Source organism: Polaromonas sp. P3_B4, assembly GCF_056402835.1.
The window spans coordinates 2,063,949-2,076,877 of sequence record NZ_JBFUGQ010000001.1 but is presented as its reverse complement, the minus strand read 5'-3'; the positions used below and the strand labels follow the sequence as shown (position 1 = coordinate 2,076,877).

10 protein-coding genes are annotated in these 12,929 nt (G+C 60.6%); 6 read left to right on the top strand and 4 right to left on the bottom strand.

Translation table 11 applies throughout. The features are described from left to right. The first annotated feature begins 108 nt into the window (after positions 1-108). Both AC1DVV_RS09860 and AC1DVV_RS09855 read left to right on the top strand, forming a co-directional pair. On the top strand, positions 109-1,014 hold the full coding sequence (locus AC1DVV_RS09860; protein WP_457280316.1) for a LysR substrate-binding domain-containing protein: 906 nt from the start codon (positions 109-111) through the stop codon (positions 1,012-1,014). A 287-nt stretch (positions 1,015-1,301) separates the two neighbouring features. Continuing rightward, positions 1,302-2,297, top strand: a complete 996-nt coding sequence (locus AC1DVV_RS09855) for a Bug family tripartite tricarboxylate transporter substrate binding protein (RefSeq protein WP_477701932.1) — start codon at positions 1,302-1,304, stop codon at positions 2,295-2,297. A 79-nt stretch (positions 2,298-2,376) separates the two neighbouring features. Here AC1DVV_RS09855 and murI read toward each other — a convergent pair whose 3' ends face one another. Further along, a complete protein-coding gene (gene murI, locus AC1DVV_RS09850) occupies positions 2,377-3,180 on the bottom strand; it encodes a glutamate racemase (RefSeq protein WP_477701931.1) in 804 nt (267 codons plus the stop codon). Continuing rightward, a complete protein-coding gene (locus tag AC1DVV_RS09845; protein ID WP_477665742.1) occupies positions 3,177-4,727 on the bottom strand; it encodes a fumarate hydratase in 1,551 nt (516 codons plus the stop codon). The genes murI and AC1DVV_RS09845 overlap by 4 nt, the downstream gene beginning before the upstream one ends. A gap of 182 nt (positions 4,728-4,909) precedes the next feature. On the opposite strand from AC1DVV_RS09845, the gene fumC reads away from it, so the two are divergent. The 3 genes from fumC to nhaA all read left to right on the top strand — a co-directional run bounded on the left by fumC (position 4,910) and on the right by nhaA (position 9,583). Beyond that, entirely contained in the window at positions 4,910-6,301 is a 1,392-nt protein-coding gene (fumC, locus tag AC1DVV_RS09840) for a class II fumarate hydratase (RefSeq protein ID WP_457280320.1), read from the top strand. Between the two features lie 609 nt (positions 6,302-6,910). Then, positions 6,911-8,245: an oxalate/formate MFS antiporter gene (gene oxlT / locus AC1DVV_RS09835; protein ID WP_457280322.1), complete on the top strand. Its 1,335-nt coding sequence runs from the start codon at positions 6,911-6,913 to the stop codon at positions 8,243-8,245. 144 nt (positions 8,246-8,389) lie between these two features. Beyond that, complete coding sequence (gene nhaA / locus AC1DVV_RS09830) at positions 8,390-9,583, top strand: Na+/H+ antiporter NhaA (protein WP_457280323.1); 1,194 nt, start codon at positions 8,390-8,392, stop codon at positions 9,581-9,583. 18 nt (positions 9,584-9,601) lie between these two features. Here the strand turns inward: nhaA and AC1DVV_RS09825 are convergent, their stop codons facing one another. Continuing rightward, positions 9,602-10,216 (bottom strand): YqhA family protein, encoded by a 615-nt coding sequence (locus tag AC1DVV_RS09825; protein WP_457280324.1) that lies wholly within the window; start codon positions 10,214-10,216, stop codon positions 9,602-9,604. Positions 10,217-10,365: 149 nt separating this feature from the next. Between AC1DVV_RS09825 and acs the strand changes: the two genes are divergently transcribed. Continuing rightward, positions 10,366-12,363, top strand: a complete 1,998-nt coding sequence (gene acs / locus AC1DVV_RS09820) for an acetate--CoA ligase (RefSeq protein WP_457280325.1) — start codon at positions 10,366-10,368, stop codon at positions 12,361-12,363. Positions 12,364-12,548: 185 nt separating this feature from the next. Here acs and AC1DVV_RS09815 read toward each other — a convergent pair whose 3' ends face one another. Beyond that, a complete protein-coding gene (locus AC1DVV_RS09815; RefSeq protein WP_477701929.1) occupies positions 12,549-12,863 on the bottom strand; it encodes a c-type cytochrome in 315 nt (104 codons plus the stop codon). Positions 12,864-12,929 lie beyond the last annotated feature (66 nt).

Here is a 12,929-nt window from a genome sequence, read left to right as displayed (position 1 = left end):
TGGGTTTACTTGGCCTAATATAGTCAACTCGTATTTCTGAAACAACTCAGAAATAGAGATAAATACATTAGCATTTGTAATAAGTAGATATTTGCAAAACGCCTGGAAATGAAAACCCTTGATCTGGAATTGCTGCGAGCGCTGGTGGCCATCGACGAGCAGGACAGCTTTGCCAGCGCCGCCGTGCAGCTGGGCAAAACACAGTCGGCGGTGACGCAGCAAATGCAGCGGCTGGAAGACCAGATCGGCCACCCGCTGTTTGAAAAGCATGGGCGCCAGAAGCGCCTGACGCCGCATGGGTTAAAGCTGCTCGGTTATGCGCGCCACCTGCTGGCCATCAATGACGATGCCTTGCGCAGCCTGCAGCAAGGCAACCTGGAGGGTGTACTGCGCATAGGCGCGCCGCACGACGTGGCCGACACCATGCTGCCGACGCTGCTGGCACAGGTGGCGCGTGCTTCGCCGCTGTTGCAGCTAGACATCCATGTGGGGCGCAGCCCTTTCCTGATGGAATCCCTCAAGCGCGGCGAGATCGACATGACTATCTCCAACCGCAACGACCCGGCACTCGACGGCGTGGTGCTGCGTACCTCACCCACGGTATGGTTGTGCTCAGCCAGCTACGTACATGACCGCGCCAAGCCGGTGCCGCTGATCCTGGTGGAGGGCCCCAGCGTATTTCACAGGCTGGCACGCGAGGCGCTGGACGCTGCCGGAATTCCCTGGTCGCCGAGCTATACCGCTTCCAGCCTGATCGGCATCAAGGCTGCACTGCGTGCGGGTTTGGGTGTGACTGCGCGCGGCATCGAGATGGCGGGCAGCGACCTGCGCGTGCTGGGCGAAAACGATGGACTGCCGCGCTTGCCTGAGCTTGATTACTACCTGTTCGTTCGAAAGAATGTCATTAACCCGGTGACACGCAAGGTGTTCGAGATGCTGAAATCCAACCTCGGTTTGATTCGCAGCGCGGCGGACCCGGCTATCCCTGCCGCGCGTGCTGATCGGGAAATTTAAGCAGCGTCGGGAAAAATAAACGGCCAGAATTCCGGCGGAAAACGTATCCACGATGCACTGCAGACTTTTTAATTACTTTGCTAAAAATAATCGCGTGTGAATTTTCGGTGTCGCGAGATCACAAAAAATAAACGCGCGAAAAACGTTGGACGCGAGCCACATGTAGCGGTTGTATCTGCGTGGTAACACGGTGCATGCGTCATCCGCGGTGTACGCTCGCCGGACGCTGACGATGCCCACGAGGAGGTGGGGTTGTCTCGCGTATCCGATCAATGCAAGGAGAGTTCATGTCAGTTTCAACATTCCCCATCAAGCGGCGCACGCTGCTTGCTGGTTCCGCAGCCACCCTGGCGCTTGGCGCTGCGCCCGCATGGGCTGCCTACCCCGACAAGCCCATCAAGATCATCGTTCCCTGGGCAACGGGCGGTAGCACCGATGCCATTACCCGCGTGCTGGCACAGCGGCTGAGCGAAGGGCTGAAGCAACCCGTGATCGTCGACAACAAGCCGGGTGGCGCGGGCCACGTCGGAATTGACCAGGCCGCCAAGTCGGCACCCGATGGCTATACGCTGGCGATCGTGGAGTTGTCGCACGTGTACGCGCCCGCAGTTGTTGCCAACCTGCCTTACGACATGCTGCGCGACTTCACGCCGATCACGCTGGTGGGTACGTCGCCCATGGTGCTGTTTACCGGCGTGGGCCCCGAGAACAGCGACTTCAAGACTTTCCTGAAAACTTCTTCGACCACCAAGGGTGGGCCCCCTGCCATGGCGAACAGCGGCACAGGGTCTATCAGCCACCTGGTGGGTGAGCTGTTTTCCCAGGAAACCAAAATCAAGTTCAACATGGTGCCTTACCGCGGCGGCGCGCCGGCGATGGTTGACCTGGCTGCCGGCCAGGTGTCCTCTTACTTCGCCACGCTGGCGACCGGCTCCAGTCTCATGGCCGCCGGAAAGGTCAAGGCGCTGGCGGTGACGGGCCGCAAGCGTTCGGACGTCCCCATCCTGCGCTCCTTGCCGACGATGACTGAGCTCGGCTTGAAGAACATGGATGTGGCGCAGTGGTGGGCGCTTGTTGCGCCAGCGACCACGCCGCTTGAAGTCACCGAGCGGCTTCGCCTCGAACTCCTGAGTGCGATGTCGGATTTCAAGGTGGTGGAACGTATGTCTGCTTTGGGCGTGGAAATGAAAGGTACTTCACGCGACCAGTTGCGTGGATTCCTTCGGGCGGAGTCGGAGCGCTGGCGCACCCTGGCGCGTAACGTGGGACTGAAGCCGCAATAACTTCAGTTGCTTCAACGGATTCGGCTCATCACTGAGTCGATGAGTACCAGCGCCGGCGAGTCCAGCCGGCGCTGTGGTGCTATAGCTGCAGGCCCAGCCAGCGTCGTGCGGCTGCGTTCAGCGACTCCTGCAGACCCGTTGTCAGCAAAGTGATGTGGCCGGGTGCGTCGCCTTGCCGCAACTGCCCGGCGGCTTCGAGCAAACGGCGGGTCTGCCGCGCGACCGGCTCGCCGGTCTCGATCAGGCGGACGTCGGTGCCCACCATTTTCTGCAGTGTGTCCCACGCGAAGGCGTAATGCGTGCAGCCCAGCACCAGAGTATCGACCTGCCCGGCTTGGCCGCCGAAGGGTCCGATCGCTTGCGTGTATCCACGGCATAAAGCACTGATCTGCGCAACATCATGGTTCTGGATCGCATCGGCCAGCCCGTCGCACGGCTGCAGGATGAACTCGGCCTGGCCTTTCAGCGAATCGTGCAGGGCGCGCAGCTTGGCGCTTGCCACCGTGCCGCGCGTCGCCATGACGCCGATGCGGCCTGTCCTGCTCAACGCGACGGCCGGTTTGAGTGCCGGCTCGACGCCGACCAGCGGCAAGTCCGGGTGCTCGGTTCGTACGAGGTGAACGGCGGCCGCCGTCGCGGTATTGCACGCAATCACCAGTGCCTTGATCGCATGCTCTTCGCGCAATTTGCGCACGACGGCACGCGTGCGCTCAATGACAAAAGCGTCGCCGCGCTCGCCATAAGGCGCGAAGCCCGCGTCGGCCAGGTAGACGAAGGACTCCACGGGCAATTCGGCCCGCAATGCCTTGAAGACGCTAAGGCCACCCACGCCGCTGTCGAACACGCCGACCGGCCGGTCGGCGCCGGCATGGCCTCCGCTCACGCGGCTGCGACGGGAATGTTTTTGAACTCGCCGGTGGCGATTTTCTTTTGCCACTCGGCTGGGCCGGTGATGTGCGCGCTGGTGCCGCCCGCATCCACCGCCACGGTCACCGGCATGTCAACCACGTCGAACTCATAGATCGCTTCCATGCCCAGGTCGGCAAAGCCCACGACCTTGGCTGTCTTGATGGCCTTGCTGACCAGGTAGGCGGCGCCGCCGACGGCCATCAGGTAAGCGCTCTTGTGCTTCTTGATGGCTTCGATGGCAACCGGGCCGCGCTCGGACTTGCCGATCATCGAGATCAGGCCGGTCTCAGCCAGCATCATTTCAGTGAAACCGTCCATGCGGGTGGCGGTGGTCGGGCCGGCAGGTCCTACGGCTTCATCACGCACCGGATCAACCGGGCCGACGTAATAGATGACGCGGTTGGTGAAATCAACCGGCAGCTTTTCGCCCTTGCCCAGCATGTCCTGGATACGCTTGTGCGCTGCGTCACGGCCGGTTAGCATCTTGCCGTTGAGCAGCAGGGTCTGGCCGGGCTTCCAGCTGGCAACTTCTTCTTTGGTCAGCGTATTGAGATCGACCTTCTTGCTCTTCTTGTAGTCGGGCGTCCAGTTCACGTTGGGCCAGAGGTCCAGTGAAGGCGGGTCCAGATAGACCGGGCCGCTGCCGTCCATCACGAAGTGCGCGTGGCGTGTGGCAGCGCAGTTGGGAATCATCGCGACGGGCTTGCTGGCGGCGTGCGTCGGGTACATCTTGATCTTGATGTCCAGCACGGTGGTCAGGCCGCCCAGGCCCTGCGCGCCTATGCCCAGCGCGTTGACCTTCTCAAACAGTTCAAGGCGCAGCTCTTCGGTCTTGGTCATCTTGGCGCCCGAAGACGATTTGGCTTGCAGCTCATACATGTCCAGGTCGTCCATCAGGCTTTCCTTGGCCATCAGCACGGCTTTTTCGGCGGTGCCGCCAATGCCGATGCCCAGCATGCCGGGCGGGCACCAGCCGGCGCCCATGGTGGGCACGGTTTTGAGCACCCAGTCGACCACCGAATCGCCGGGGTTGAGCATGACCATCTTGCTTTTGTTTTCGCTGCCGCCGCCTTTGGCCGCCACGGTCACGTCGATCTTGTTGCCGGGCACCAGCTCGGTGAAGATCACGGCCGGTGTGTTGTCCTTGGTGTTCTTGCGGTCGAACTGCGGGTCGGCCACCACCGAGGCGCGCAGGGTGTTGTCAGGGTGGTTGTAGCCGCGCCGCACGCCTTCGTTGATGGCGTCGTCCAGGCTGCCGGTAAAGCCTTCCCAGCGAACGTCCATGCCGACTTTAAGGAACACGTTGACGATGCCGGTGTCCTGGCAGATCGGGCGCTGGCCGGTCGCGCTCATCTTGCTGTTGGTGAGGATCTGTGCAATCGCATCCCTGGCGGCCGGGCTTTGCTCGCGCTCATAGGCTCGCGCCAGGTGGGCGATGTAGTCGGTGGGGTGGTAGTAGCTGATGTACTGCAGGGCAGCGGCTACGGATTCGATGAGGTCGGCTTGCTTGATCGTGGTCATGGTGGGTCGTCGTTATGAGGGCGTTTCGGGGAAATTTCGGGCAAACCCCGCAATTATCCGCCCTTGGCGGGCAACTCGGGCATGTCGGGCGAGAGGATCCAAAACCCTTCAGATGAGAATCTTTCTCGTCTGCAGTCATACTAGGACTCTTAACCATCTTTTTTGACGCGCAGGATATTTCCATGACGACAAGCAGCACGCGCACGGAGCGCGATACCTTTGGCCCTATCGAGGTGCCGGCCAACAAACTCTGGGGTGCGCAGACGCAGCGCTCGTTGCAGAATTTCGACATCTCGGGCGAGCAGCAGCCACGTGAAATCATCAAGGCGCTGGCGCAGGTCAAGCGCTCATCGGCCAGGGTCAACCATGCGTTGGGCCTTCAGGACGAGAAAAAAACCAAAGCCATCGTGGCCGCAGCCGACGAGGTGATCGCGGGCGGGCATGCGGACGAATTCCCCCTGGTGGTATGGCAGACGGGCTCCGGCACGCAGACCAACATGAATGTCAATGAAGTGCTGGCCAACCGCGCCAGCGAAATTCTGGGCGGCGAGCGCGGCGAGGGCCGCCTGGTGCACCCCAATGACGATGTCAACCGCAGCCAGTCGTCCAACGATGTGTTTCCTACCGCCATGCATGTTGCCGCTGTAGAGGCCATGACCCACAAGCTCCTGCCAGCGATTGCGAAGTTGCGCGCGACGCTGGCGCAAAAAGCCAAAGACTTCGACAGCATCGTGAAGATTGGACGTACCCATCTGCAGGATGCGACACCACTCACCCTGGGCCAGGAGTTCTCGGGTTATGTCGCGCAGCTTGACCACGGCGAAAAGCATGTGCGTGCCGCCTTGCCGCACCTGTATGAACTGGCGCTCGGCGGTACTGCCGTTGGTACGGGGCTGAATGCACCGAAGGGGTATGCGGAGCAAGTGGCGGCCGAACTGGCCACGCTGACAGGCCTGCCTTTTGTGACCGCACCCAACAAGTTCGAAGCGCTGGCCTCGGTCGACGGCCTGGTGCATGCGCACGGCGCCCTCAAAACACTGGCAGCCAGCATGATGAAGATTGCCAACGACGTGCGCTGGCTGGCCAGCGGCCCGCGCAGCGGCATCGGCGAGCTCAGCATTCCCGAGAACGAACCTGGCTCGTCCATCATGCCGGGCAAGGTCAACCCGACGCAGAGCGAAGCCGTGACCATGTTGGCGGCGCAGGTGTTCGGCAACGACGTGGCCATCAACTTCGGCGGTGCCTCGGGCAACTTCGAGCTCAATGTGTTCCGGCCCATGGTGGCGCACAACTTTTTGCAAAGCGTGCGCCTGCTGGCCGATGGCATGGTGAGCTTTAACGACCACTGCGCCGTCGGCATTGAGCCGAATCGCGAACGCATCGCCGAGCTGGTTGACCGCTCGCTGATGCTGGTGACGGCACTGAACACGCACATCGGCTATGACAAGGCCGCCTTCATCGCCAAAAAGGCGCACAAGGAAGGCAGCAGCCTGCGCGATGCGGCGCTGGCCTCGGGCCATGTCACGGGCGAGCAGTTTGATGCCTGGGTGCGGCCTCAAAACATGGTGGGCTGACGCCGGCCGCAACCCGGTTCGGCGGTGGTTGGCTGAGGGTTTGAAGAGGCAAAGGGTTTACCCTATGATTGCTTCTGTAGATGCTCACGCAACAAAGGAAACTCATGACCGCTTTCGCCCTGTATCTGAAAATTGCCCAACCCGCCGTCAGGGCGCGCGCACGCCTTATGCTGCGTGAGTTGCTTGCTGCTACGCCTCTGCATATTTTTATCAGCGCGCTGCGGCCCCGCTAATTGTTGCCGGGCGGTTTGCGCCGCCATCGATAGACCGCGTGACGCGGTTGCTTTTCTCTCTCTCGTTTTTTTTCAGTGCCTCCCAGGCCCGGTGCAACGCCGGGCGTTTGCTGACCCTCGAATTGCGTGTTCAGGCTCAGCTCGGCCATTACCCGCACACCCTCATCTTGTGAATTGAATCCGTCGCAGAAACCGGGGGGTAACGCTGCATGATTCTTTCAATCAGCTTTCGTTTTTTTCGCGTTGCGTAAAGTTTTTTCCAAACTTGATCGCGATCAAGCGGGCTTCGAAATGCGCGCTCTCACAATCCGCCCACAACAACAGCATCAGCGATTGCAAACGCAATTTCCACGGCATACAACGACAGGAGACTTTCATGACACACGCCAATACGGCCACCCCCGCGCCATCGAACGCTCATCGCTGGATACAGCTTCTCTTGGGCATCGTCTGCATGGCGATGATTGCCAACCTGCAATATGGCTGGACCCTTTTTGTCAATCCGATTGCCGACAAGTACGGCTGGAGCAAGGCCGCCATCCAGGTTGCTTTCACGATTTTTGTGTTGACTGAAACCTGGCTCGTGCCGATTGAAGGCTATCTCGTCGACCGTTTCGGGCCACGTCCGGTGGTCATGGTCGGCGGCATTCTTTGCGGCGTGGGCTGGGTTATTAATTCCTTTGCCGATTCACTGATGCTGCTCTACATCGCTGCTGCGATCAGTGGCGTTGGCGCGGGTGCGGTGTACGGTACCTGTGTCGGCAATGCCTTGAAGTGGTTTCCGGATCGCCGAGGCCTGGCTGCGGGTCTCACGGCTGCAGGTTTTGGCGCGGGCTCCGCGCTCACTATTCTTCCGATCTCGGCCATGATCAAGGGCAGCGGCTACCAGTCTGCCTTCCTGTACTTCGGGATCATTCAGGGCGTGATCGTATTTGTCGTGTCGTTCCTGTTGACGCGGGCACCGGCGAACCTGGCCAAGAGCGGCTCGATCTCCACGATCAATGTGCAGCAGAGCCGGCGCGACTACACACCGTCCGAAGTCCTGCGTTCACCGGTGTTCTGGGTGATGTACGTCATGTTCGTGATGGTGGCGGCCGGCGGGCTGATGGCTACGGCCCAGCTCGGACCTATCGCCAAGGATTTCAACGTCGGCGACGTGCCCGTCAGCATCATGGGTCTGGCGCTGCCGGCGCTCACATTTGCCCTGGCCATTGACCGCGTGCTTAACGGGCTCACCCGTCCGTTCTTTGGTTGGGTGTCGGACCAGATCGGCCGTGAAAAAACGATGCTGATCGCCTTTGGCATCGAGTCGGTGGGCATCCTGGCTCTCTACCAGTTTGGCCACAACCCGGTTGCCTTCGTGGTACTGACGGGCATGGTGTTCTTCGCCTGGGGCGAGATCTACAGTCTCTTTCCATCAACCTGCGCCGATACCTTTGGCTCCAAGTACGCCGCATCCAACGCCGGCCTGCTGTACACCGCCAAGGGCACGGCGTCGCTGCTGGTTCCGCTGTCCAGCGTGCTCACGGCGATGACGGGCAACTGGCACGCCGTGTTCATTGTCGGCAGCGTCATGAACGCGATTGCTGCCCTGATGGCGTGGTATGTGCTGCGCCCGATGCGGCGCGCCGAGATGGAAAAGGCTGTGCTGCCGGCGGCCGCCTCCGGCAAGGCTGCCAGCTTCGGTCATCTTCCGCAGTCCGCGCAATAAATAGAGTAGAGGTCAGGGCTTGCGGTCCGATGCCTTCAGTGGCGCTTGGCCGCAATGGCTGACATCACGGCTGAGCCATGAGCTGCGGCCTCCGCTGTGTGGGAGTACCTGCCTGCCAGGCTGCGTCTCTGGGACAATGGCGGGATGCTCAAGTTTGTCTACCGCACACTGAACCAGTTCATCAATTCGCAGTCGCTTTCGGGCGTGGTGCTGGCGCTGGCCGCTGTGGCGGCGCTGGTACTGAGCAACTCGCCATGGAGTGAGACTTACAACCGGTTTGTGCAACTGCCAGGCGAACTGCGGGTGGGCGGTGATCTGCTGGTGCTTTCCAAGTCGCTACTGCATTGGGTCAATGACCTGTGGATGGCGGTGTTTTTCTTTCTGGTGGGCCTGGAGATCAAGCGCGAATTGATCGAGGGCGAGCTGGCCTCGCGTGCACAGGCGCTGTTGCCGGCGGGCGCTGCGTTGGGCGGCATGGTGGCGCCGGCGCTCATCTACATGGCGATCAATGCCGGCGACCCGGTCGCGATGCGCGGCTGGGCGATTCCGGCCGCCACCGACATTGCCTTTGCGCTGGGCATCCTGGTGCTGCTGGGCAGCCGCGTGCCGGCATCGCTCAAGGTGTTTTTGACGGCTGTCGCCATCATTGATGACCTGGGCGCCATCCTGATCATTGCGTTTTTCTACACCGAGGGTTTGTCGGTGATGGCGTTGGTGGCCGCCGCGATCGGTGGGTTGCTCTTGCTGGCCTTTAACCGGGCGAAGGTGATGGTTGTAGGGCCCTACGTGGCAGTGGGCCTGGTGATCTGGCTTTTCGTCTACAAGTCGGGCATTCATGCAACGCTGGCGGGCGTCATTACCGCGCTGGCGATTCCCCTTTCAGACGGCAAAGGCGGCTCGCCGTTGAAAACCGCTGAGCACGCGCTGCACCCCTGGGTGGCTTTTGCGGTGTTACCGATGTTTGCGTTTGCCAATGCGGGAGTGTCGCTTCAGGGGGTGACCGTCGGAACGCTTCTTCAGAGCGTGCCCTTGGGTATCACGGCAGGCCTGCTGGTGGGCAAGGCGGTCGGCGTGTTTGGGGCTTCCTGGCTGCTGATTCGCTTTGTCGGTGCACGCCTGCCCGCCGGCGCTGGCTGGAGCCAGTTTTTTGGTGTCTGCCTGCTGTGCGGCGTGGGCTTTACCATGAGCCTTTTCATCGGTGCGCTCGCATTTGCCGGCCAGGATGCGGCATACGAGACGCAACTAAAGCTGGGTGTGCTGTGCGGTTCGTTGTTGTCAGGGGTGCTGGGTGCGGTGATGCTGATGCGCGCCAGCACCCCAAAAAAGGCGCCGGACTAGCTGTCCGGCGTGGCTCGCTTAGTGCTTTTGCGCGGCGATGGCGGACATGATCTTGTCGGTGTAGGCGATCGCAATCGCCGACAACAGGAAGGTGATGTGGATCACCGTTTGCGCAATCAGGACCCTGTCGGTGTAATTGTCGGCGTTAATGAAGGTCTTCAGCAAGTGGATGGAGCTGATGCCGATGATGGCCGTTGCGAGCTTCACTTTCAATACCGAGGCGTTCACGTGGCTCAACCATTCGGGCTGGTCCCGATGGCCTTCGAGGTTCATGCGGCTCACAAAGGTTTCGTAGCCGCCCACGATCACCATGATCAGCAGGTTCGAGATCATGACCACGTCGATCAGCGCCAGCACTACCAGCATGATGACCGTCTCGTTGAGCGACACGATGGGCGTGGAGGTCTTGTAGCCGATGCTGGTGATCAGCGACTGCAGTGCGGTCTGGCTGCCGAAGGCGGCTTCAATCAGGTGCCACAACTCCACCAGAAAGTGCAGCACGTACACGGCCTGAGCGGCGATCAACCCGAGGTACAGCGGCAATTGCAGCCAGCGGCTGGCAAAAATCAGGTTGGGCAAGGGGCGCAGGGGCGAAATTTTGGCGGGGGTGGGGGATTGGGTGGATTCAGTCATGATGGCGTAAGCTGGGGGTTTGCGGCATTGTAGGGGGAGCGCAGGTACCCCCTGAATTGCAGAAGTTGTAAGGTTCAAGCCAGTCAGTGGCTTGTAAGTGCGGCAGAAGACAGTACCACGCATTCAGTGACAAACAGGAGACAAAACCAATGAGCGCCCCTTCATCCGCGATCGAATCCACCCTGGTTGAAAATCGCATCTTTCCGCCGACACCAGCCACCGTAAAGGCCGCGCGTATTTCGGGTATGCCGGCTTACCAGGCGCTGTGCACCGAAGCCGAGAAGGACTTTGAAGGGTTTTGGGCTCGCCTGGCGCGCGAAAACCTGAGCTGGAAGAAGCCATTCACCCAGACACTGGATGAGTCCAATGCTCCGTTCTACAAGTGGTTTGCCGATGGTGAACTCAACGCTTCCTACAACTGTCTGGACCGCCATCTGGGCACACCGGTCGAAAACAAAAAAGCCATCATCTTTGAAAGCGACGACGGCAAGGTCACCAACGTCACTTACAAAGAATTGCATGCCAGGGTCAGTCAGTTTGCGAGCGCGCTGAAAGGCGCCGGCATCAAAAAGGGCGACCGCGTCATCATCTACATGCCAATGACGGTCGAAGGCGTGGTGGCCATGCAGGCTTGCGCGCGCATAGGCGCCACGCATTCGGTGGTTTTCGGCGGCTTCTCGGCCAAGAGCCTTCAGGAGCGTATTCAGGACGCCGGCGCCGTGGCCGTTATTACCGCCAATTACCAGTTGCGTGGCGGCAAAGAGCTGCCGCTCAAAGCCATCGTCGATGAAGGCATCGCCATGGGCGGCTGCGAGTCGATCAAGAACGTGATCGTCTACCAGCGCACCGCCACTGCCTGCAACATGGTGGCCGGCCGCGACAGCCTGATGCACGAGATCACCGCCAAGGCGGCACCGGTGTGTGAGCCCGAGTTCGTCGGCGCAGAGCACCCGCTTTTTATCCTTTACACCTCGGGCTCGACCGGCAAGCCCAAGGGCGTGCAGCACAGTACCGGCGGCTACCTGCTGTGGGCCAAACTCACCATGGACTGGACCTTCGACATCCAGCCCGCCGACGTGTTCTGGTGCACCGCCGACATCGGCTGGATCACCGGCCACACCTACGTGGCCTACGGCCCGCTGGCTGCCGGCGCAACGCAGATCATCTTTGAAGGCATACCGACCTTCCCGAATGCGGGCCGCTTCTGGCAGATGATCGAAAAACACAAGGTCACGATTTTCTACACGGCGCCTACGGCCATCCGTTCATTGATCAAGGCCGCCGAGGCTGACGAGAAGGTGCATCCGGCCCGCTCAGACTTGAGCAGCCTGCGCATCCTGGGCTCTGTTGGCGAGCCGATCAATCCCGAAGCCTGGATGTGGTACTACAAGAACGTGGGTGGCGAGCGTTGCCCCATCGTCGATACCTTCTGGCAAACCGAAACCGGTGGCCACATGATCACGCCGCTGCCCGGCGCTACGCCGCTGGTGCCCGGCAGCTGCACGCTGCCATTGCCCGGCATCATGACCGCCATCGTCGACGAAACCGGCAAGGATCTCCCTAATGGCGCAGGCGGCATGCTGGTCGTCAAGCGGCCCTGGCCCTCCATGATCCGCACGATCTGGAACGATCCGGACCGTTTCAAGAAAAGCTATTTCCCCGAAGAAATGGGCGGCACGATTTACCTGGCCGGCGACGGGGCAGTGCGCAATGTCGACAACGGCTACTTCCGCATCACCGGCCGCATCGATGACGTGCTGAATGTGTCGGGCCATCGCATGGGCACCATGGAAATCGAATCGGCACTGGTAGCGCACTCTACGCTGGTGGCCGAGGCCGCCGTGGTGGGGCGGCCCGATGACTTGACGGGCGAAGCCATTGTGGCCTTTGTAGTGCTCAAGCGTTCACGCCCGACGGGTGAGGAAGCCAAGGCGATTGCCAAGGAGCTGCGCGACTGGGTGGGCAAAGAAATCGGCCCGATCGCCAAGCCCAAGGACATCCGCTTTGGCGACAACCTGCCCAAGACCCGAAGCGGCAAGATCATGCGCCGCCTGCTGCGCGGCATCGCCAAGGGCGAGACCATCACCCAGGACACCTCGACGCTTGAAAACCCTGCCATTCTCGATCAGCTGTCTGAAAAGCAGTGATCGAGAACGTGGCGTAGCCGCGTCAGCGAAGCTGGGGCAGGGTTGGGGGACACTCATATCGCGAAGCGATGTGACGTGGCCACAAAACCCTGCCATTCTCGATCAGCTGTCTGAAAAGCAGTGATTTGAAGCGGCATAAAAAAAGCCCGTCAATGACGGGCTTTTTTTGGGCCAGAAGCCCTCGGTTATTTCTGGGTCAGGATCCAGGCAACCAGCTTTTTGGCTTCGTCTGGGCTTACCTGGGCGTTGGCTGGCATGGGCACCGGGCCCCAGACGCCTGAACCACCCTTGATGACTTTGGCGGCCAGCTTGTCTGCTGCGTCTTTTTGCCCTGCATATTTGGCTGCGACATCCTTGTAGGAGGGTCCAACCAGTTTTTTGTCAACGGCGTGGCAAGCCATGCAGTTTTTTGCGGTTGCCAGTTGCTGATCCGCCAGTGCAGGGGTTGATACTGCAAAAACTGCAGCCATGGAAGCGATGACCGAAAGAATGCGTTTCATGGATTGTCCTCGTGGGGAGTTGTGGATTCGGTTACAGTCAATTAACGTCATTGTAGTGGTGCCGGT

Excerpts from the sequence above, each read along its gene's own strand:
- AC1DVV_RS09860 (WP_457280316.1), top strand. The coding sequence starts at position 109 with ATGAAAACCCTTGATCTGGAATTGCTGCGAGCGCTGGTGGCCATCGAC.
- AC1DVV_RS09855 (WP_477701932.1), top strand. The coding sequence starts at position 1,302 with ATGTCAGTTTCAACATTCCCCATCAAGCGGCGCACGCTGCTTGCTGGT.
- AC1DVV_RS09845 (WP_477665742.1), bottom strand. The coding sequence starts at position 4,727 with ATGACCACGATCAAGCAAGCCGACCTCATCGAATCCGTAGCCGCTGCC.
- fumC (WP_457280320.1), top strand. The coding sequence starts at position 4,910 with ATGACGACAAGCAGCACGCGCACGGAGCGCGATACCTTTGGCCCTATC.
- oxlT (WP_457280322.1), top strand. The coding sequence starts at position 6,911 with ATGACACACGCCAATACGGCCACCCCCGCGCCATCGAACGCTCATCGC.
- nhaA (WP_457280323.1), top strand. The coding sequence starts at position 8,390 with ATGCTCAAGTTTGTCTACCGCACACTGAACCAGTTCATCAATTCGCAG.
- AC1DVV_RS09825 (WP_457280324.1), bottom strand. The coding sequence starts at position 10,216 with ATGACTGAATCCACCCAATCCCCCACCCCCGCCAAAATTTCGCCCCTG.
- acs (WP_457280325.1), top strand. The coding sequence starts at position 10,366 with ATGAGCGCCCCTTCATCCGCGATCGAATCCACCCTGGTTGAAAATCGC.
- AC1DVV_RS09815 (WP_477701929.1), bottom strand. The coding sequence starts at position 12,863 with ATGAAACGCATTCTTTCGGTCATCGCTTCCATGGCTGCAGTTTTTGCA.